General features: G+C 58.7%; 16 protein-coding genes and 1 riboswitch. Of the genes, 7 read left to right on the top strand and 9 right to left on the bottom strand.

The window, feature by feature from the left end; all coding sequences use genetic code 11:
• Positions 1-6: 6 nt before the first annotated feature.
• Positions 7-852, bottom strand: a complete 846-nt coding sequence (metF, locus tag V6Z53_RS00560) for a methylenetetrahydrofolate reductase [NAD(P)H] (protein ID WP_338583645.1) — start codon at positions 850-852, stop codon at positions 7-9.
• Between the two features lie 162 nt (positions 853-1,014).
• Positions 1,015-2,424, bottom strand: coding sequence for an adenosylhomocysteinase (gene ahcY, locus V6Z53_RS00555; protein ID WP_338583644.1), 1,410 nt, complete (start codon positions 2,422-2,424; stop codon positions 1,015-1,017).
• 23 nt (positions 2,425-2,447) lie between these two features.
• Positions 2,448-2,550: riboswitch (S-adenosyl-L-homocysteine riboswitch) on the bottom strand.
• 198 nt (positions 2,551-2,748) lie between these two features.
• Here ahcY and V6Z53_RS00550 point away from each other — a divergent pair.
• Both V6Z53_RS00550 and V6Z53_RS00545 read left to right on the top strand, forming a co-directional pair.
• Positions 2,749-3,153 (top strand): hotdog domain-containing protein, encoded by a 405-nt coding sequence (locus V6Z53_RS00550; protein ID WP_338583642.1) that lies wholly within the window; start codon positions 2,749-2,751, stop codon positions 3,151-3,153.
• Between the two features lie 72 nt (positions 3,154-3,225).
• Positions 3,226-4,104 carry a formate/nitrite transporter family protein gene (locus V6Z53_RS00545; RefSeq protein WP_338583641.1) on the top strand — a complete coding sequence of 293 codons (879 nt, stop codon included), beginning with the start codon at positions 3,226-3,228 and terminating at the stop codon, positions 4,102-4,104.
• Between the two features lie 45 nt (positions 4,105-4,149).
• Here the strand turns inward: V6Z53_RS00545 and V6Z53_RS00540 are convergent, their stop codons facing one another.
• Positions 4,150-6,159, bottom strand: coding sequence for a patatin-like phospholipase family protein (locus V6Z53_RS00540; protein WP_338583640.1), 2,010 nt, complete (start codon positions 6,157-6,159; stop codon positions 4,150-4,152).
• A gap of 233 nt (positions 6,160-6,392) precedes the next feature.
• Entirely contained in the window at positions 6,393-7,574 is a 1,182-nt protein-coding gene (locus tag V6Z53_RS00535) for an MFS transporter (RefSeq protein WP_338583639.1), read from the bottom strand.
• A 301-nt stretch (positions 7,575-7,875) separates the two neighbouring features.
• On the opposite strand from V6Z53_RS00535, the gene V6Z53_RS00530 reads away from it, so the two are divergent.
• The gene (locus V6Z53_RS00530) at positions 7,876-8,709 is read left to right on the top strand and encodes an EamA family transporter (RefSeq protein ID WP_338583638.1); all 834 of its coding nucleotides are present in this window, start codon (positions 7,876-7,878) and stop codon (positions 8,707-8,709) included.
• Positions 8,710-8,740: 31 nt separating this feature from the next.
• Positions 8,741-9,124: an MAPEG family protein gene (locus V6Z53_RS00525; protein ID WP_338583637.1), complete on the top strand. Its 384-nt coding sequence runs from the start codon at positions 8,741-8,743 to the stop codon at positions 9,122-9,124.
• Positions 9,125-9,193: 69 nt separating this feature from the next.
• On the opposite strand, the gene V6Z53_RS00520 is transcribed toward V6Z53_RS00525, so the two are convergent.
• Positions 9,194-10,366 carry an MltA domain-containing protein gene (locus V6Z53_RS00520; RefSeq protein ID WP_338583636.1) on the bottom strand — a complete coding sequence of 391 codons (1,173 nt, stop codon included), beginning with the start codon at positions 10,364-10,366 and terminating at the stop codon, positions 9,194-9,196.
• A 128-nt stretch (positions 10,367-10,494) separates the two neighbouring features.
• On the opposite strand from V6Z53_RS00520, the gene V6Z53_RS00515 reads away from it, so the two are divergent.
• The gene (locus V6Z53_RS00515) at positions 10,495-10,944 is read left to right on the top strand and encodes a cytochrome c (RefSeq protein WP_338583635.1); all 450 of its coding nucleotides are present in this window, start codon (positions 10,495-10,497) and stop codon (positions 10,942-10,944) included.
• 174 nt (positions 10,945-11,118) lie between these two features.
• On the opposite strand, the gene V6Z53_RS00510 is transcribed toward V6Z53_RS00515, so the two are convergent.
• From V6Z53_RS00510 to V6Z53_RS00495, 4 genes are all read right to left on the bottom strand, one after another.
• Positions 11,119-11,514: a DUF1090 domain-containing protein gene (locus tag V6Z53_RS00510; protein ID WP_338583634.1), complete on the bottom strand. Its 396-nt coding sequence runs from the start codon at positions 11,512-11,514 to the stop codon at positions 11,119-11,121.
• A gap of 99 nt (positions 11,515-11,613) precedes the next feature.
• Entirely contained in the window at positions 11,614-13,281 is a 1,668-nt protein-coding gene (gene ligB, locus V6Z53_RS00505; protein ID WP_338583633.1) for an NAD-dependent DNA ligase LigB, read from the bottom strand.
• Between the two features lie 167 nt (positions 13,282-13,448).
• Complete coding sequence (gene metK, locus V6Z53_RS00500; RefSeq protein ID WP_338583632.1) at positions 13,449-14,639, bottom strand: methionine adenosyltransferase; 1,191 nt, start codon at positions 14,637-14,639, stop codon at positions 13,449-13,451.
• A gap of 18 nt (positions 14,640-14,657) precedes the next feature.
• Complete coding sequence (locus V6Z53_RS00495; protein WP_338583631.1) at positions 14,658-15,653, bottom strand: metalloregulator ArsR/SmtB family transcription factor; 996 nt, start codon at positions 15,651-15,653, stop codon at positions 14,658-14,660.
• Between the two features lie 271 nt (positions 15,654-15,924).
• On the opposite strand from V6Z53_RS00495, the gene tkt reads away from it, so the two are divergent.
• Together tkt and epd are read left to right on the top strand one after the other, a co-directional pair.
• Positions 15,925-17,922: a transketolase gene (gene tkt, locus V6Z53_RS00490; RefSeq protein WP_338583630.1), complete on the top strand. Its 1,998-nt coding sequence runs from the start codon at positions 15,925-15,927 to the stop codon at positions 17,920-17,922.
• A 166-nt stretch (positions 17,923-18,088) separates the two neighbouring features.
• On the top strand, positions 18,089-19,147 hold the full coding sequence (epd, locus tag V6Z53_RS00485; protein WP_338583629.1) for an erythrose-4-phosphate dehydrogenase: 1,059 nt from the start codon (positions 18,089-18,091) through the stop codon (positions 19,145-19,147).
• Positions 19,148-19,168: the final 21 nt, after the last annotated feature.

Below are 19,168 nucleotides of genomic sequence, written 5' to 3'. Positions count from 1 at the left end.
AGACGATCAGCGCGGTAGCTTCAGGTTGTTCCACACGGCCAGGCTGGCTTCTGCCTGGTTCAGGGTATAGAAATGCAAACCGGGTGCGCCACCTTGCAACAAACGCTCACACATTTCGGTGATGACTTGCTCACCGAAGCGTTGAATGCTCGGAGTGTCATCGCCGTAAGCTTCCAGTTGCTTGCGGATCCAGCGCGGGATTTCCGCACCGCAGGCATCGGAGAAGCGCGCCAGTTTGCTGTAGTTGGTGATCGGCATGATTCCCGGAACGATCGGGATGTTCACGCCCAACGCCCGTACGCGATCCACGAAGTAGAAATAGCTGTCGGCGTTGAAGAAGTACTGGGTGATCGCACTGTCGGCGCCAGCCTTGGCCTTGCGCACGAAGTTGGCGATATCGTCTTCGAAGTTGCGCGCCTGCGGATGCATTTCCGGGTAAGCGGCGACTTCGATGTGGAAATGATCGCCGGTCTCTTCACGAATGAATTCGACCAGGTCATTGGCGTGGCGCAATTCCCCGCTGGCCATGCCCATGCCTGACGGCAGGTCACCGCGCAGGGCGACGATACGGGTGATGCCGGCGGCCTTGTACTGGCTCAGCAGGCCGCGCAAGTCGTCCTTACTGTCGCCCACGCAAGACAAGTGCGGCGCGGCAGGGATTTTGACTTCGCTTTCGAGCTGCAACACGGTGTTGAGCGTGCGATCACGGGTCGAACCGCCAGCGCCGTAGGTGCAGGAGAAGAAATCAGGATTGTAAGTGGCCAGCTGACGAGCAGTGGCGAGCAGCTTTTCATGCCCAGCATCGGTCTTCGTAGGGAAGAACTCGAAACTGTAGCGACGATCTTGGGACATGGTCTTATCCTTGGAAACGCAAAAGCCTGTGAGGCTTGCACATCCCAATGTGGGAGCGGGCTTGCTCGCGAACGCGGTGGGTCAGACGACATGGATGTTGAATGATAAACCGCTTTCGCGAGCAAGCCCGCTCCCACAAAGGAGAGCAGGCAGTAGGACCGATCAGTAACGGTAAGCGTGCGGCTTGAACGGACCTTCGACGGTCACGCCGATGTAGTCGGCCTGGGTCTTGGTCAGTTGCGTCACGACGCCGCCGAAGCCACGGACCATTTCCAGGGCCACTTCTTCGTCGAGTTTCTTCGGCAGTACTTCAACGGTCAGGCGCTCGGCTTTCTGGGCTGGCGACAGGTCGGCGTACTTCTGGCCGAACAGGAAGATCTGCGCCAGAACCTGGTTGGCGAACGAACCGTCCATGATGCGGCTTGGGTGGCCAGTAGCGTTGCCCAGGTTAACCAGTCGGCCTTCGGCCAGCAGGATCAGGTAGTCATCGTTCTGCGGATCGAAATCGCCAGCGCCGGTACGGTGGATCTTGTGAACCTGCGGCTTCACTTCTTCCCATGCCCAGTTCTTGCGCATGAAAGCGGTATCGATTTCGTTGTCGAAGTGGCCGATGTTGCAGACAACAGCACGCTTCTTCAGGGCTTTGAGCATGTTCGCGTCGCAAACATTGACGTTACCGGTGGTGGTCACGATCAGGTCGATCTTGCCCAGCAGCGCTTTGTCGATGCTTGCTTCGGTACCGGTGTTGACACCGTCGATGAATGGCGAAACCAGTTCGAAACCGTCCATGCAGGCTTGCATGGCGCAGATCGGGTCGACTTCGGAGACTTTAACGATCATGCCTTCCTGACGCAGGGACTGAGCGGAGCCCTTGCCCACGTCGCCGTAACCGATGACCAGCGCTTGCTTGCCGGACAGCAGGTGGTCGGTGCCGCGCTTGATCGCGTCGTTCAGGCTGTGACGGCAGCCGTACTTGTTGTCGTTCTTGGACTTGGTCACCGAGTCGTTGACGTTGATGGCCGGGATCTTCAGCTCGCCCTTGGCCAGCATGTCCAGCAGGCGGTGTACGCCGGTGGTGGTTTCTTCGGTCACGCCGTGGACGCGATCCAGAACCTGTGGGTACTTCTTGTGCAGCAGCTCGGTCAGGTCGCCGCCGTCGTCGAGGATCATGTTGGCATCCCAAGGCGCGCCATCCTTGAGGATGGTTTGCTCCAGGCACCACTCGTACTCTTGTTCGGTTTCACCTTTCCAGGCGAAAACCGGGATGCCGGCAGCGGCGATGGCAGCAGCGGCCTGATCCTGAGTCGAGAAAATGTTGCAGGACGACCAGCGTACTTCGGCACCCAGGGCAACCAGGGTTTCGATCAGCACGGCGGTCTGAATGGTCATGTGGATGCAGCCGAGAATCTTCGCGCCCTTGAGCGGTTGCTCAGCGGAATACTTGTTGCGCAGACCCATCAGAGCCGGCATTTCGGATTCGGCGATGATGGTTTCGCGACGGCCCCAGGCAGCCAGGGACATGTCGGCGACTTTGTAATCGGTAAAATCTGCAGGCGTGATAACAGCGCTCATGAAGAGCCTCCATTCGTAATGTATGCGAATGGGCGCCGTTGTGCGTTTAGTGTCCAGCCAATCAAGGCCAGGCAACGCCCCATCCGAGCCTGACAGGTTGAACCTGCTGCAGCGCCCCTCGGACAGGTGGCGGGAAAACGGTAGCAAGTGGAAGTTACCGTTTTGAAACGGGGGCGATTATAGCGGGCTATGCTGATCTTCCAAAGGGTTTCTGTTGGTCAATGTCCGAACGGTAATCGAGGCCATAGTCGATGCTTGATAGAGCTCTGGCGCGGGCTCTGCCATGATTGCGGGCATCAATCGGCAAGACGGTCAGGAGTGAATATGAATTTCCACACCCGCAAATGGGTTAAACCCGAAGACCTCAACCCCAACGGCACGCTGTTCGGCGGCAGTCTTCTGCGCTGGATCGACGAAGAAGCGGCGATTTACGCCATCGTCCAGTTAGGCAACCAGCGTGTCGTCACCAAGTACATTTCTGAAATCAACTTCGTCAGTGCGTCGCGCCAGGGCGACATCATCGAGCTGGGCATCACCGCCACCGAATTCGGTCGCACCTCGATCACCCTGACTTGCGAAGTGCGCAACAAGATCACCCGCAAAAGCATCCTGACGGTGGAGAAGATGGTTTTCGTCAACCTGGGTGAGGACGGCTTGCCCGCGCCCCATGGCCGGACCGAGATCAAGTACGTCAAGGACCAGTTCAAGGATGACGGCAGCGTCGAATAATTCGAGGATGACGAACGGAATCTGAACCGCGCGGGTCGTAACTACATCGCAGGCCAGCGGTTCAGGAGTTCCATGGACACTCGAAAAGACGGCAAGACCCCCGATCTCTCGGCAAAAGAACAGCACGAGGTCGAAAAAAACCAGCCACCGCGCGCGGCGGTACTGCACGAAATCATCCGCACTCAAGGTGATAAGGAACTTGAGCGCAGCATTGCCGCTCTGTGGTGGTCGGCGTTGGCGGCAGGGTTGACCATGGGCCTGTCGCTGATGGCCATGGGCTTGCTCAATTCCCGCCTGCCGGACGACGAAGGTTTCAAGGTGATCGCCAGTTTCGGCTACTGCGCCGGTTTTCTCGCAGTGATCCTCTCCCGTCAGCAACTCTTCACCGAAAACACCCTGACCGCCGTACTGCCGATCATGAGCAAACCCACCCTGGGCAATTTCGGTCGTTTGCTGCGGCTGTGGGGTGTGGTGCTGTTCGGGAACCTCTGCGGCACATTGCTGGTGGCTTACGTCATGCTGGAATTGCCGATTTTCGACAGCAAGACCGACGTGGCCTTCCTCGACATCGGCCGCAAGGTCATGGAAAACCATGCCAGTCAGATGTTCGCCAAGGGCATTATCTCTGGCTGGATGATCGCCACCATGGTCTGGATGATCCCCTCCATGGAGAGCGCCAAGATATGGATCATCATCCTCATCACCTATTTCATGGCGCTGGGGGATTTCACTCACATCGTGGTGGGTTCGCTGGAGGTCTCATACCTGGTGTTCGCCGGTGAATTGCCATGGCAGGATTTTTTTCTGGTCTTCGCAGGCCCGACGCTGGCGGGGAATATCATCGGCGGCAGCTTTATCTTTGCGCTGATCAGTCATGCGCAGATTCGCAGTGAGTCCGGCGCGCCAAAAGATAAGGGAAACCAAGCCGAGCCGGAGTCTGATGAACACTAGCCGGGCGAGGCCTCAACGGTCGCCCGACCGAATGGCATGTAGTTTTTATCCGCCGGGAATCACCCATGCCCGGGCTTGATCGACTGTTGTCGAGTTGAACGGGCGTGACGAGTTCGGGAAGTTGCGCGAGACGTACTGATCGGCAATCCGATTGAGTACAGCGTTGTAACCCTCGGTGCTGGTAGTCTCTCGCAGGTCAACGATTGCTGCCTTTAACAGCCTGACGTTTGAATCAGGCTGGTCAAGACGATACAAGGAAGGATAGATCACTTCGCGAATGAAGTTTTCGCTCTTGGTTACGATGTCGCGGGCGCCCATTTCCTCGATCGCTTTAGTCAGCACGACGGATTTCGGCCCCCCTGTATCGGCATCAATGCGTTTAACCGCTTGAAGCAGTTCCATGTGATCCGGAACGTTTCCATGGTTGAGTTTTTTTGCCAGCCATTCAATCTTGCCCGGCGTGTCGCCGAGTTGATCAAGAGCGTGAATTGCATCTTTCAGTGGAGCAGTGAGGTTCAGCTTGTCGGAGCCTGTGGCTTTCGCCTCGATCAAGGCTTGGCTTAAGTCCGTCATCGTCTGTTGAGATTTTTGGCGGAAGTCGATGACTTCTGCACAGCCGGGATCATTTTGCAGTTCATTCGCTGCAGCTTCGAACATTTGGTCATCGAGGGCCAGAAGTGCGCCACCGATGGAGTTGAATGTGTAGGTTTCGCTGCTTTCATGGCGTTTCAGATATTCACTCACCTCAACTTCCAGTTTTTGCTGCAAGTGGTTTTTGTGCTTCAACGGCATGCTGAAGTTGACGGTGCCATTGAACGTACCCGTAAAGTCGCCTTTTTCAGTCTTCAATGGAACGACGATTGTTTGCTTTTCAAAGGCCTTGAGGCCGCTTGCTTCTTGTGCGTCCCGAGCCGCGTAGCGAACGCCGACGATTTTATCGGCCAGTGCCGAGCCCACGGTCCCACGATCTTTTTTGGTGTCGTTATTCCCGCTCTCGAACTTGAGGATTAGCTGATCGCTTTCGGGAATCGGACTCATTGGAAATTGAGGTTCGTAAAGGTCCAGAACCGGTGTGTTGAGCATGATTCCGCCGTCCTGGAAGGACGTTAGCTCTCCCTTAGTTTGAAAGGGCAGTCCCTGTTCCGAAGGCTTCTGAAAAACGACGGGCAACGAACCTGATATATGGGCCGCGCGGGCTACATCCATATCCGGTGTCAGACTGGCATTGAACACCACCATTTGCGGGCGTCCGTCGAGCATGGCCGTTCCGGTGATGTTCAGTTGTTTGATTTCAGGCAGCTCTTTGCTGAGTGTCGCCAGATCGCCGAATGTCACATAGCCGTTGGTGTTTATTTGCTCAACGCAGTCTTTGGTGGCCTGTGAAAGCTGTCGCTGCGGATCGTTAAGGGCGTGTTTGAAGCGTGACTGAACAGACTCAACCATTTTCTCGTGAAGCAGTTCTTCCAGCGGTGCGGCTTTGGACTGGAGGCGAGGCATCAGATCGAGCAGCAGCCGTCCAATGCTACCCGCCTTGCCGGGGACTTTTGCGATGCCCTTGCCGATGACGGAGCTGACGTGCTGAATCGGCCCGAGAATCTTGTTGTGACTGTCGAGCAGTGCGACGAGGTTAGTCTCGTCCGACATCTTGTCGAAGTCTGAGTGGCCCATGCCACTGGCCAGAAAAGCCGCTGAAATGGCCCCGGCCGATGAGCCGGAGATAGTGCGGATCTTGTCCAGCACCTGGTCGGCCTCCAGTGCCTTGACCATCCCCGAGAAGGCGACACCCTTGGCACCGCCACCACTGAGTACCAGGCGCTCGATGTCGGGGAGTTTCAGGTCCATCTCGACAACGCCGTCTTCGTAGCGCCGGATAGTCAGCGCTCGATCTGTCACGCAGTGCACCAACACTTCGCACGTACCCTGTCCGATACGCATGGAACCGTTCTGAAAGTCTGCGCAATCATTGTCTATCGGGGTTGTGGGTGAGTTGTGATCGGTGGTGTTCGCGACACTCAAAAGACGTGTCGAAATTGATTGGCTGATGGCACCAGTCATGTTTGCCTCTTCCTTGATAAATGTTCGGAAGCGACACTTTAGCCCCGATGCGGCGCAGCAAAACCTCACGCATCAATTGGCAATAAAGCCGGGGAAGGCCAGCAAAAAAATACCTGAAACGCTCTGGCATAGGCCATTCCGGTGCGCGTCAGTAATCGGCTATACGGTTTGGAAAGTATTCACACAACGTCTGTCCCCGGTGCGTGGGTGTCCGCGGCCGATTTCTGATCGGGTCACGGCTCAATCTGGACCAGGTTTTTTTCTTCCTCTGCTCTGCGGCGTTGCAGATAGATGTAGAAGAGCGCGGTCAGGACGGTCAGACCGCTGACCAGTGCGCCGGTCCAGGGCAGATCCGCCAGATCGGCTCCGCTGGCTACTACCAAACCGCCAATCCAGGCACCCGCCGCGTTGCCGAGGTTGAACGCGCTCTGGTTCAGGGTTGAACCGAGGTTAGGGGCTTCGTGGGCCTGATCGATGATCAGCAGTTGCAGGATCGGACACAGGGCGAAGGCAAATATTCCCCACAGCACCAGCGTGATCGCTGCCGGGACAACCGAGTGGCTGGTCTGGCTGAAAGCGGCCAATACCACCACCACGGACAGTGCCATACCGACCAGTGAAGGCAGCAATCGGCTGTCGGCGAGACGGCCGCCGAGCATGCTGCCCGCGGTCAGGCCGACCCCGAACAACAGCAGCATGATCGTCACGCCGTGGGGGCTGACGCCGGTGATGTCCTGCAGAATCGGCGCGATGTAGGTGAATACGCTGAACAGACTGGTCGAGGCCAGTACGCTCATGCCCAGAGCCAGCAGCACATTGATCTTGCCCAGTACTTTGAACTCGCTGGCGAGGTTGGCCTTGTCCATGGCGATGTCTTTCGGCAACCAAACCCACTGCGCGATTACCGCGATCACGCCGATCACCGAAACGGCCCAGAACGTCGAGCGCCAGCCGGCGTATTGTCCGAGCGCAGTGCCCAGTGGCACGCCGAGCACGTTGGCCAGGGTCAGCCCGGTAAACATCATGGCAATCGCCTGGGCACGTTTGTTCGGTGCGACCAACCCGGCTGCAACCACTGAGCCGATCCCGAAAAACGCACCGTGACACAGCGCCGTGACCACTCGCGCGGCCATCAACGTGGCGTAGTTCGGCGCTAAAGCGCAGAGCATGTTGCCGAGGATGAACATCAGCGTCATGCCCAGCAACGTGGCTTTACGTGGCATGTTGGCGGTGCCGACTGCGAGGATCGGCGCGCCGAACACCACGCCCAGGGCGTAACCGGTGATCAACAATCCAGCATGGGGAATGCTCACCGCGAGGTCGCGGGCGACATCGGGAAGCAGGCCCATGATGACGAATTCAGTGGTGCCGATGCCGAACGCGGCAACAGCGAGGGCAAGCAAAGCGAGTGGCATGCGCAAGGTCTCTGTCGGTAGTCTTGACGCTCTGATCAGGCATACGCATGCCGAAGACCGTTCTCGACGAGAGCGGGCCAGGGCAGATTTTTCTATTGGAATTAGTCTGTGTGCAACTGAGTGCGGCGTGGTCGTTTGCAGTATAAACAGCCGCTGACATATGGCGAATCAAATCTCCATCCGCTTTATGTAGGAGCTGCCGAAGGCTGCGATCTTTTGATTTTTAAAAAGCACGATCAAAAGATCGCAGCCTTCGGCAGCTCCTACAGGTGGAAATTGGGGCAACAATAAGGAGTGTGCCGTGCTTGCGACGGCGTTGGTGTTGGTGGCGGCGCTGTTGCATGCGGCGTGGAATACCCTGATCAAATTCAGTGCGGAACGGTTGCTGGTCGTGGCCTGCATGGACAGCGTGGCGTTGCTGTTTGTCGCCATGATGTTGCCGTTCGTGTCCCTGCCGCCACTGGAACTATGGCCGTGGATTCTGGCTTCGGCGGCCTTCGAGTTGCTCTACCGCTATTTGCTCATTCAGGCGTATCGGGTCGGCGATCTGGGGCTGGTCTATCCGCTGATGCGCGGGTTGTCGCCGCTGGTGGTATTGGCGCTGACGCTGATTTTTGCCGGCGAGGTGCTGACGAACCAGCAGATCTTCGGGATCCTGCTGATTCCGCTCGGCATGTTGTGCCTGCTCTGGCAGGGCGGAGGTGGTGCGCGCCTGCCGTGGTCGATGTTGCCGGTGGTGGCGCTGATCGGCCTGTGTATCGGTTGCTACACCTTCATCGATGGGCAGGCGCTGCGGCGTTGGTCGCATCCACTGGATTATCTGGTCTGGGTCACGCTGCTCAGTGCCTGGCCGTTCCCGTTGCTGGCGTGGGTGCGCAAGCGGCCGGCCTTCAAGTTGTTCTGGCGTGAACAGTGGCGATTGGGATTGGCGGTCGGTTTCTGCGTGTTGTTCAGCTACGCTCTGGTGCTGTGGGCCATGCAGCTGGGCTCGATTGCAGAAGCGGCGGCCCTGCGTGAAATCAGCGTGATTCTGGTGGTGCTGTTCGGCATGCGCTACCTGAAAGAACCTTTCGGCCGACCCCGGCTTCTGGCCTGCGGAATGGTGTTGATCGGCATGCTGGTGATGAAATTCTGACTGCTCTGAAACGTGAAAAAGGGACTGCTTTATGACGGTTGCTCTGTGGTGCATCTTGATCGCGATTTTCCTGCCGTATGTGTGCACGGGCGTGGCCAAGATCAGCGGCGGATATGGTTTGAGACACAATCATGACCCTCGGGGGTTTCTTGATTCCCTGGAAGGTCTGGGCAAGCGGGCGAATGCGGCGCAGCTGAACAGCTTTGAAGTGACGCCAGCGTTTGCGGCTGCAGTGATCGTGGCGCATCTGGCGGGCAATGCCGAATTGGTGACGATCAATGTGCTGTCGGTGTTGTTCATCACCAGTCGTCTGCTCTACATCATTTTCTATCTGACGGACCTGGCGACGCTGCGGTCGTTGATGTGGTTTGTGGGGATGGGGCTGATCGTGAGTTTCTTTGTGGTGTCGGCTTAAAAGAAGGATCAAAAGATCGCAGGCTGCGCCAGCTCCTACATCGAGCGTGCAGCCTGCGATCTTTTGTTTTTAAAGCTTGTCGGCCACTTGAGGCACTTGCGGCAGCGCTGCACCTTTGGGCCAGAGCATCCAGATTTGACCCAGCTGCTTCATGTCTCCGGCCAGTTGCCCGGCCGCATCGCCGGTGCCCCAGAACAAGTCAGCACGCACTTCACCGGCAATCGCGCCACCGGTGTCCTGCGCCGCGACCGGCCGAACCAATGCTGTGCCATCCGGTTTGGTTGTGGATAACCAAAGCAGGCTGCCTAGCGGAATCACCTTGCGATCTACCGCAGCGCTGTATCCCGCCGTCAGCGGCACATTGAGCGAGCCGCGCGGCCCTTCGTTGCTGTCCGGGTTGCGAGTGAAGAACACATAGCTCGGGTTGCTGCCGAGCAGCTCTGGAATGCGCGACGGATTGGCCTTCGCCCAATTACTGATCGCGCCCATGGTTACGTCTTCTTTTTTCAGCTCGCCTTGTTCCACCAGCCAGCGACCGATTGGCCGATACGGGTGGCCATTCTGGTCGGCATAGGCAATGCGCAGTTGGCGACCACTGTCGAGCTGGATACGACCCGATCCCTGGATTTGCAGGAATTGCAGGTTCATTGGATCAGTCAGCCAGGCCACTACCGGCGCCTTGACTCCGTTGGTTTCGATGGTCGCGGCATCGTCGTAAGGCTTGAGCACTCGACCTTCGAGCCGGCCGCGCAGGCGCTTGCCTTTGAGTTCCGGATAAATGCTGTCGAGGGAGACGATGATCATGTCTTCGGGGACGCCGTACACCGGGATGTTCGCTGTGGCGGTCTGGGTCAGGCTGCCGGGATAAACCGGTTCGTAGTAGCCGGTGATCAGGCCGTTGGGGTTGTCGTTGGCGGCGCGCAGGCCGTAGACGTCGAGGTTCTGCTTGAGAAAGCCGCGAATGTCGCTGGCGGTCTGCGGCACGTTGGCGGCCGCTGCGCAGGTGCCGCCCCAGACCGGATCGGCCTTGAGTCGGGTACATGCACTGCGCCATGAACCGAAACCGGCGACGAGATCGGTGTCCGATACTGCCGGCAGCGCTTCCCATGTAGCACTGGAGTAAGTGGCCAAGGCATGGGTTTTCGGTTGTTGCTTGTCGCCACCGGTGCAGCCTGCGAGCAGGGCCACCATCGGCAGGGTCCAGGCCAGGCTGTGACGCCACGCCTTGAAACGGCTGTTCATGGAGTAATTCCTTTGCCGGTTGCCTGGGTGCTCCATGCGCTCAGGCAACCCGTATTGATAATAGGGCTATTGGTGTTTGCCGATGACACGGGGATACTGGCCGCCGTTTCCCGTGACCTGAAGCCACCATGACTCTCAAAAGACTTTCTGTTGTATTGCTGGCCTGTTTGACCTTGTCCGCTTGCGGTGCTATCGATCCCAATTCTCCACTCGGTCAGCGCAAGGCCATTTTCAAGCAAATGCTCAAGACCGGCGAAGACCTGGGCGGCATGTTGCGTGGCCGTATTCCGTTCGATGGTCCGAAGTTCGCTGACGGCGCGGTGAAACTCGACGCGCTGTCCCATGAGCCATGGAAGCATTTTCCTCAGGTGCGTGAAGAAGACCACACCAGCGCCACAAGCGATGTCTGGGACAAGCAGGCACGTTTCCAGGAAATGGCCCGCACCCTTGAAGCCGCCACCGGTGAATTGGTGATCGCCAGTCAGGTTCAACCCTACAAAGCCAGCAACCTGGGGCCGGCGATGCAGAAGGTCGAAGATGCCTGTAGTGCGTGCCATAAGCAGTTTCGGGATCATTGATTGGCACAATTGTGGCGAGGGAGCTTGCTCCCGCTCGGCTGCAAAGCAGTCGTAAACCGGTCAACGCGGTCTGTCCGGCTAACCGCAGTGGCTGGTCTTGGGGTCGCTTCGCAACCCAGCGGGAGCAAGCTCCCTCGCCACGAAATGCGCTTCACCCCATAAAACCAGAGCGTCTTACTTATCCAGCTCATCCACCGCTTCCTGCAACTCCTTGCGGGATTCGGCGAGTTTGTCTTTGCGCTTGTTGATCTTCTCGGGGTCGCCTTTTTTCATGGCCTTGTCGAGATCAGCCTGACGCTTGCTGACTTCGTGCTTGGCGTCGAGCACCTTGTTTTCCCGTTCTTTCTTCAGCGAGGCGTCGGTGCAGTTGGCGGTGACTTCGCTCAAGGCTTTTTCCAGGCCTGCCTGCTGGTCGGCATTGCCATGGGATTTGGCCAGTTCGATCTGGTTGATGATGCCTTGCTTCTTGGCGGCGCAGCCGGTCAGGCCCGGGGCGTCTTCGGCGGCCATCAATGGAGCGGCCATTACGCTGCAAAGGGTCAACAGGGCCAGCGGTGAAAGAAATTTCATAAAAGCTCCATTTGAAAAGGCAATCGGGTCGAAGCGGCGATGGCTTGTTTGAGCCCATCAGTACTATTGGGTTCCCGGGTGGGAAGGCATTGTCGGTGGCTAAAAGCCGTCAATCCCTGCCTCACGTAATGTTTCACTCAAGGCCAGGACCTGTGGGTCGCGGAAAAATGCGCTCAGTTGCGTCGCGCGTCCGGGGCCGATACCAGGTTCGGCCTGCCAGTGTTCGGTGCTTCGTTGTGCGAGCGCCTGCCAGGAATCCGCGAGGCGTGCCTGGCCGGTCGGCGGCATGCCCAGCGCTTTGAGCCAGCGGGCGAAGGGGCGCTGCCGGGCACTCTCGAAACTGCTCAAAAGACGCGCAGCACTGCGTTCGCCGAAACCATCAATGGTAGCAAGCTCTTGAGCATCGAGGGTCAACCAATCCAGCAGACCGTTCAGACGGCCTGTTACAAAAAGTTTTTCCCAAGTGCCGGGGCCGACGTGGGGCAAGGCCAGACCCTGCTTGCCACTGAGCCAGGTCAGGCGGGCGAGAAACTGACCTTCGCATCCCGCTGTCGGCTGCCAACAACTCAGCGCATGAAAATCCGTCGCCAGCGGCACACTCAATTCCGCACGCTCGATGCTGCGCACCACCACCGAGTCCAGTCTGGGAATGGTCAGGCCGGCCAGACTGATGGCGACCTGGTCGCCCGGTCGAATGTCCAGCGTTTGCCAGCGTTGCAGGGAACTCACACTGACGCGTTTGATTAGTCGGTCATCGAGCATCACCGGCGTCAGTTCCAGTACCGGGGTGATTCGCCCGGTCCTGCCGATCTTGAACTGGACCTTGCGCACTTCAGTCAGTGCCTGGGCGAAGGGGTACTTCCAGGCAACGCTCCAAAATGGTGGTTTGGCATGCCAGCGTTCGGCGGGTGGGCGCTGGTTTTGCCGCAGAACGATACCGTCGCTGGCGAATGGCAGGGGCGAGCGATACCAGTGATTGCGCCACTGCTCGGCATCGGCAAATTTATTGATGGAGTGGCTGTACGGCGTGGTTGGCGGAAAACCCAGTTCCTCCAGCCTTTCGATGCGCTCCGACACACTAGCCGGACCTTCGGGCCAGTCCCAGATAAACAGGCCAATCCCGGTCGCCTGCTCGGCGCTCAAATTCTTGCGGGCCATTAAACCTGCAACCGTGGAGCGGGCATTCAGGCTGCCGGCCTGGGCCTGAATATGATCGGTCAGGCGCCAGTAGAGTTCGCCTTGCACCAGCAGGTCCAGCGGCTGTGACAGTCGCTGGGGAATGGCGGCGATCTGGCGCGCCGAAGCTGTCCAGTCCTGGCCGTGCGTACCGTCACCGCGACTGATGGCTTGAATGAACAAGCCTTGCCGATAAATCAGGGTCACGGCAACACCGTCGACCTTGGGTTGGACCCAGATATCTGTACGGTCACGCAGCCAGTTTTCGACCGCTTGCCCATCGCGCAATTTGTCCAGACCGGTATGGGCGACGGGGTGCGCGAGTGTGCCGCGTGCAGTGCGTAACGGTTCTGCGGATGTACTCAGGTTGAAGCAAAGGCGCCATTCGCTCAGGCGCGCGCGGGACTGATCGTAGAGTTCGTCGGCGACCAGTGAACGGCCCTGGCGGTGATAGTTATCGTCCCAGAGATCGATTTGGTTTTGCAGTGCAGTGATTTCATTCGAGGCGCGTTCGGGTGGCCAGCCGGGGCATTCGGCGGCGTTGGTTCCCAGACAGAGGAATGTCAGAAGAAAAGCGATCAGCACGGGCATTGTGAGCTTCCTTGCTCGTTGAGGGCTCTTGAAGGCTAGTCAGGATTGCGTGGGTAGTAGAGAAGGTGTTTTGCCGGGTATTACCGGTGGCGACGCGGCTGCACGCAAAACAACAAAAAGCCCCGCACGGCGAACCGTGCGGGGCTTTTGGTACAACCGGGGAAGTCTTACAGGCCGGCAGCGGAACGAAGGTCGTCGGCGCGGTCGGTTTTTTCCCAGGTGAAGGTGGTGAAGGTGTCTTCGCCAACAGTCTTGGTCGCCGGGGTACGACCGAAGTGGCCGTACGCTGCGGTTTCCTGGTACATCGGGTGCAGCAGGTCGAGCATCTTGGTGATCGCGTATGGACGCAGGTCGAACACTTCGCGGACCAGTTTGACGATTTTGTCATCGCTGATCTTGCCGGTGCCGAAGGTGTTCAACGAGATCGAAGTCGGTTGAGCGACGCCGATTGCGTAGGAAACCTGGATCTCGCAACGCTCGGCCAGGCCGGCAGCGACGATGTTCTTCGCCACGTAACGACCGGCGTAGGCAGCGGAACGGTCAACCTTCGATGGATCCTTGCCGGAGAACGCGCCGCCGCCGTGACGGGCCATGCCGCCGTAGCTGTCGACGATGATCTTGCGACCGGTCAGACCGCAGTCACCTACCGGGCCACCGATGATGAACTGGCCGGTCGGGTTGATGTGGAACTGGGTGTCCTTGGTCAGCAGGTCGGCAGGCAGCACGTGCTTGACGATCAGCTCCATCACGCCTTCGCGCAGGTCGTTGTACGACACTTCCGGGTTGTGCTGGGTCGACAGGACAACCGCGTCGATACCGACAACCTTGCCGTTTTCGTAGCGGCAGGTCACTTGCGACTTGGCGTCCGGACGCAGCCAAGGCAGCAGACCGGATTTACGGGCTTCGGCCTGGCGCTGAACCAGTTGGTGCGAGAACGTGATCGGTGCCGGCATCAGCACGTCGGTTTCGTTGCTGGCGTAGCCGAACATCAGGCCCTGGTCGCCGGCGCCCTGATCTTCAGGCTTGGCACGGTCGACACCCTGGTTGATGTCAGGGGACTGCTTGCCGATGATGTTCATCACGCCGCAGGTCGCACCGTCGAAACCAACGTTGGAGCTGGTGTAGCCGATGTCGGTGATCACGTCACGAACGATCTGCTCCAGGTCAACCCAGGCCGAGGTGGTGACTTCGCCGGCGATGATCGCCACGCCCGTTTTCACCAGAGTCTCGCACGCCACACGGGCGAACTTGTCTTCAGCAATGATTGCGTCCAGCACCGCATCAGAAATCTGGTCGGCGATTTTGTCCGGATGCCCTTCAGACACGGACTCGGAGGTGAAAAGGGAGTATTCGCTCATCTCGATGTTTTCCTGAAATTACCGATGGTGAGTGTCGCCAGTCGGTCGCTGAAAGTGGCGGACCTGAATCTGGAAACCATTACGTAAGCCTACATAGAGGCTTTCCCCGGGAACGAGTCCCGCAGCGGTGGCCCAACGGGCCAGATCGTCCTGTTCAAACCCCAACCAGAGATCACCGCAGGCTTCCCTGGCCCAACTCTGGTTGTGGCTACATAACTCTGTCACTAACAGGCTACCGCCTGGTTGCAGCAAATTTGCCATGTGCTTGAGTGCATCGGCCGGCGCGGCGAAATGATGCAGCACCATGTTCAGTACAACGCAATCGGCCTTGAGGCTCACGCCGTTCAAGGCATCGGCCAATTGCAGGCTGACGTTAGTCAGCATTTGCCGTTCGCACACTTCGCGCGCCAGTTCGAGCATCGCCTGGCTATTGTCCAGCGCCGTGACCTGGGTGAAGCGGCGCGCCAGTTCCGGCAGAAAAGCACCGTCTCCGGGGCCGACTTCAATGGCGGTAGCGTCTGCGCTGAAACTCAGCTTGTCGAGCAAGGCCACCACGCTTTCGCGGTACTGCGGCAGGCCGGCGATCAAATCTTGCTGGGCGCGAAACTTCTCCGCGACCCGTGAGAAAAAGTCCTGACTGGCCGCCGCCCGTTGTGCATGGACCTGAGTGATCCGCGACTGCACATCGGCAGGCAAGGTCAGGTCGTCCACTTCTTCGAGCAGGGCCGCATGCAGCTTGCCGCCCAGCAGATCGGTGTGGGGCAGGGCGCGACGATAGAAAATCGCGTTGCCTTCACGGCGGGTCGCCACCAGGTCGGCCTGGGCCAGAACCTTGAGGTGATGGCTCATGCCGGACTGGCCGATGCCGAAGATCTGCGCCAGTTCCAGTACGCCGAACGAGTCGTTGGCCAGTGCGCGCAAAACATTCAACCGCAGAGGATCGCCGCCGGCCTTGCACAGGGCCGCCAGCTCATCGCAATCGTCATGGCGAATGGAAGGCACGCGTAAATTCATAAGGCCGGCAGTCTAGTCACGCACTGATAGCATCGCAAGAGCAATATCAAAAAGTTTTGATATTGCTCGATAGATGGCACTTCTTAACGTTAGCTTCAGTCAACAAACGAATGGCGGAAAGGTTTCACCAGCCCAAACCGCCGTTATCCATTGGAAAAACGCCTCCAGATGACTATCTGTCATTGCCCCGAGGCGTCTGGGTGAGGGAAAATGCTCGCCTTTTTTCCGTTTCGATTATTCACCCTTGTTACAGAACCCCAGGAGATCAGCGATGCCTAGCCGTCGTGAGCGTGCCAACGCCATTCGTGCCCTCAGCATGGATGCCGTGCAAAAAGCCAACAGCGGCCATCCCGGTGCCCCTATGGGTATGGCAGATATCGCCGAAGTGCTTTGGCGCGACTACCTCAAGCACAACCCGAGCAATCCATCGTTCGCCGACCGTGACCGCTTCGTGCTGTCCAACGGCCACGGCTCGATGTTGATCTACTCGCTGCTGCACCTGACCGGCTACGACCTGTCGATCGAAGACCTCAAGCAGTTCCGCCAACTGCACAGCCGCACCCCGGGCCACCCGGAGCTCGGCTACACCCCGGGCGTCGAGACCACCACCGGTCCACTGGGCCAGGGTCTGGCCAATGCCGTGGGTTTTGCCCTGGCTGAAAAAGTCCTGGCGGCGCAGTTCAATCGTCCTGGCCACGACATCGTCGATCACCACACCTACGTGTTCCTGGGTGATGGCTGCATGATGGAAGGCATTTCCCACGAAGTCGCTTCGCTGGCCGGCACCTTGGGCCTGGGCAAGCTGATCGCTTTCTACGATGACAACGGCATCTCCATCGACGGCGAAGTCGAAGGCTGGTTCACCGATGACACGCCGAAGCGTTTCGAGGCCTACAACTGGCAAGTGATCCGCAATGTCGACGGTCACGACCCGGAAGAGATCAAGACTGCGATCGAGACTGCACGCAAAAGCGCCCAGCCGACCCTGATCTGCTGCAAGACCACCATCGGCTTCGGTTCGCCGAACAAGCAAGGCAAGGAAGACTGCCACGGCGCCCCACTGGGTGACGCGGAAATCGCCCTGACCCGCGCGGCGCTGAAGTGGAACCACGGCCCGTTCGAAATCCCGGCCGACATCTATGCCGAGTGGGATGCCAAGGAAGCCGGTCGTGCAGTTGAAGCCGAGTGGGATCAGCGTTTCGCTGCTTACTCCGCTGCGTTCCCGACCGAAGCCAACGAACTGGTGCGTCGCCTGAGCGGCGAGTTGCCAGCGGACTTCTCCGAGAAGGCCGAAGCCTACATCGCTGAAGTGGCTGCCAAAGGCGAAACCATCGCCAGCCGTAAAGCCAGCCAGAACGCCTTGAACGCGTTCGGCCCGCTGCTGCCTGAGTTCCTCGGCGGTTCGGCTGACCTGGCCGGTTCCAACCTGACCCTGTGGAAAGGTTGCAAAGGCGTTACCGCCGAAGACGCCAGCGGCAACTACATGTACTACGGCGTGCGCGAATTCGGCATGACCGCGATCATGAACGGCGTTGCCCTGCACGGCGGCCTGGTGCCTTACGGCGCGACCTTCCTGATGTTCATGGAATACGCCCGCAACGCCGTGCGCATGTCGGCCCTGATGAAGCAGCGTGTGATCCACGTCTACACCCACGACTCCATCGGTCTGGGCGAAGACGGTCCGACTCACCAGCCAATCGAGCAACTGGCCAGCCTGCGCTGCACGCCGAACCTCGACACCTGGCGTCCGGCCGATGCCGTTGAATCGGCTGTGGCCTGGAAAAACGCTCTGGAGCGCAAGGACGGTCCTTCGGCCCTGATCTTCTCGCGTCAGAACCTGCAGCATCAAACCCGTGATGATGGCCAGATCGCCGACATCAGCCGTGGTGGTTATGTGCTGAAAGACTGCGCAGGCGAGCCTGAGCTGATCCTGATCGCTACCGGTTCGGAAGTGGGTCTGACCGTTCAGGCCTACGACAAACTGACCGAGCAAGGCCGCAAGGTGCGCGTGGTTTCCATGCCTTGCACCAGCGTGTTCGATGCCCAGGACGCCGGTTACAAGCAATCGGTTCTGCCGTTGCAGGTCAGCGCCCGTATCGCCATCGAAGCTGCTCACGCGGACTACTGGTACAAGTACGTGGGCCTGGAAGGTCGCGTGATCGGCATGACCACCTACGGCGAGTCGGCGCCTGCGCCTGCCTTGTTCGAAGAGTTCGGCTTCACCCTGGAAAACATTCTGGGTCAGGCTGAAGAGCTGCTGGAAGACTAAGCTCCGTGCGGTGGTCTCACGACCACCGCCGCTCCCTGTAGGAGCTGCCGCAGGCTGCGATCTTTTGATCTTGATCTTCAAAACCAAGATCAAAAGATCGCAGCCTCGTTTCACTCGACAGCTCCTACACGGGATTGTGTTGTTAGCGAATACTATCGAGAACCCCATGCCTCAACCGCGTCCCTACAAAGTTGCACTCAACGGCTACGGCCGGATTGGTCGTTGCGTCTTGCGTGCGTTGTTCGAGCGAGGCGAGAAAGCCGGGTTTGAAATTGTCGCGATCAACGATCTGGCCGACATGGCCAGCATCGAATACCTGACACGCTTCGACTCCACTCACGGGCGTTTTCCCGGTGATGTGAAGGTCGACGGCGATTGTCTGCATATTAATGGCGACTGCGTGAAGGTCCTGCGCAGTGCCACCCCTGAAGGCATCGATTGGGCGTCGTTGGGCGTCGATCTGGTGCTGGAGTGCTCCGGCGCTTACCACACCCGTGAAGACGGCCAGCGTTTCCTCGACGCCGGCGCGCCGCGTGTGCTGTTTTCCCAGCCGATGGCCAGCGAGGCGGATGTCGACGCCACCATCGTCTACGGCGTGAACCAGGATTGCCTGACCGGCGACGAACTGCTGGTGTCCAACGCCTCCTGCACCACCAACTGCGGCGTGCCTTTGTTGCGTCTGCTGGACCAGGCCATTGGCCTGGAATACGTGTCGATCACCACGATTCACTCGGCGATGAACGATCAGCCGGTGATCGATGCCTATCACCACGAAGACCTGCGCCGCACCCGTTCGGCGTTCCAGTCGGTGATTCCGGTGTCCACTGGTCTGGCGCGCGGCATCGAGCGCCTGTTGCCGGAACTTGCCGGACGAATTCAGGCCAAAGCCGTACGTGTGCCGACGGTGAACGTGTCTTGCCTCGACATTACGATGCAAACGGTTAGCGACACCGACGCCACCGAGGTCAACCGGATCCTGCGCGAGGCTGCCACCAGCGGCCCGCTCAAAGGCCTTCTGGCTTACACCGAGTTGCCTCACGCCAGTTGTGATTTCAACCATGACCCACATTCGGCGATCGTCGATGCCAGTCAGACCCGCGTTTCCGGCCCACGGCTGGTGAACATCCTGGCCTGGTTCGACAACGAATGGGGTTTTGCCAACCGAATGCTCGACGTTGCGGAACACTATCTGCAAATAGCTTCATCCAAAAAACCTGCTCTCTAAATAGCTACCCAGGAAATGCGA

The sequence above is a fragment of the Pseudomonas sp. MAG733B genome, from assembly GCF_036884845.1.
GTDB lineage: Bacteria > Pseudomonadota > Gammaproteobacteria > Pseudomonadales > Pseudomonadaceae > Aquipseudomonas.
Note: the sequence above shows the minus strand (reverse complement) of the source record. Positions and strands in the feature narration are given on the sequence as shown.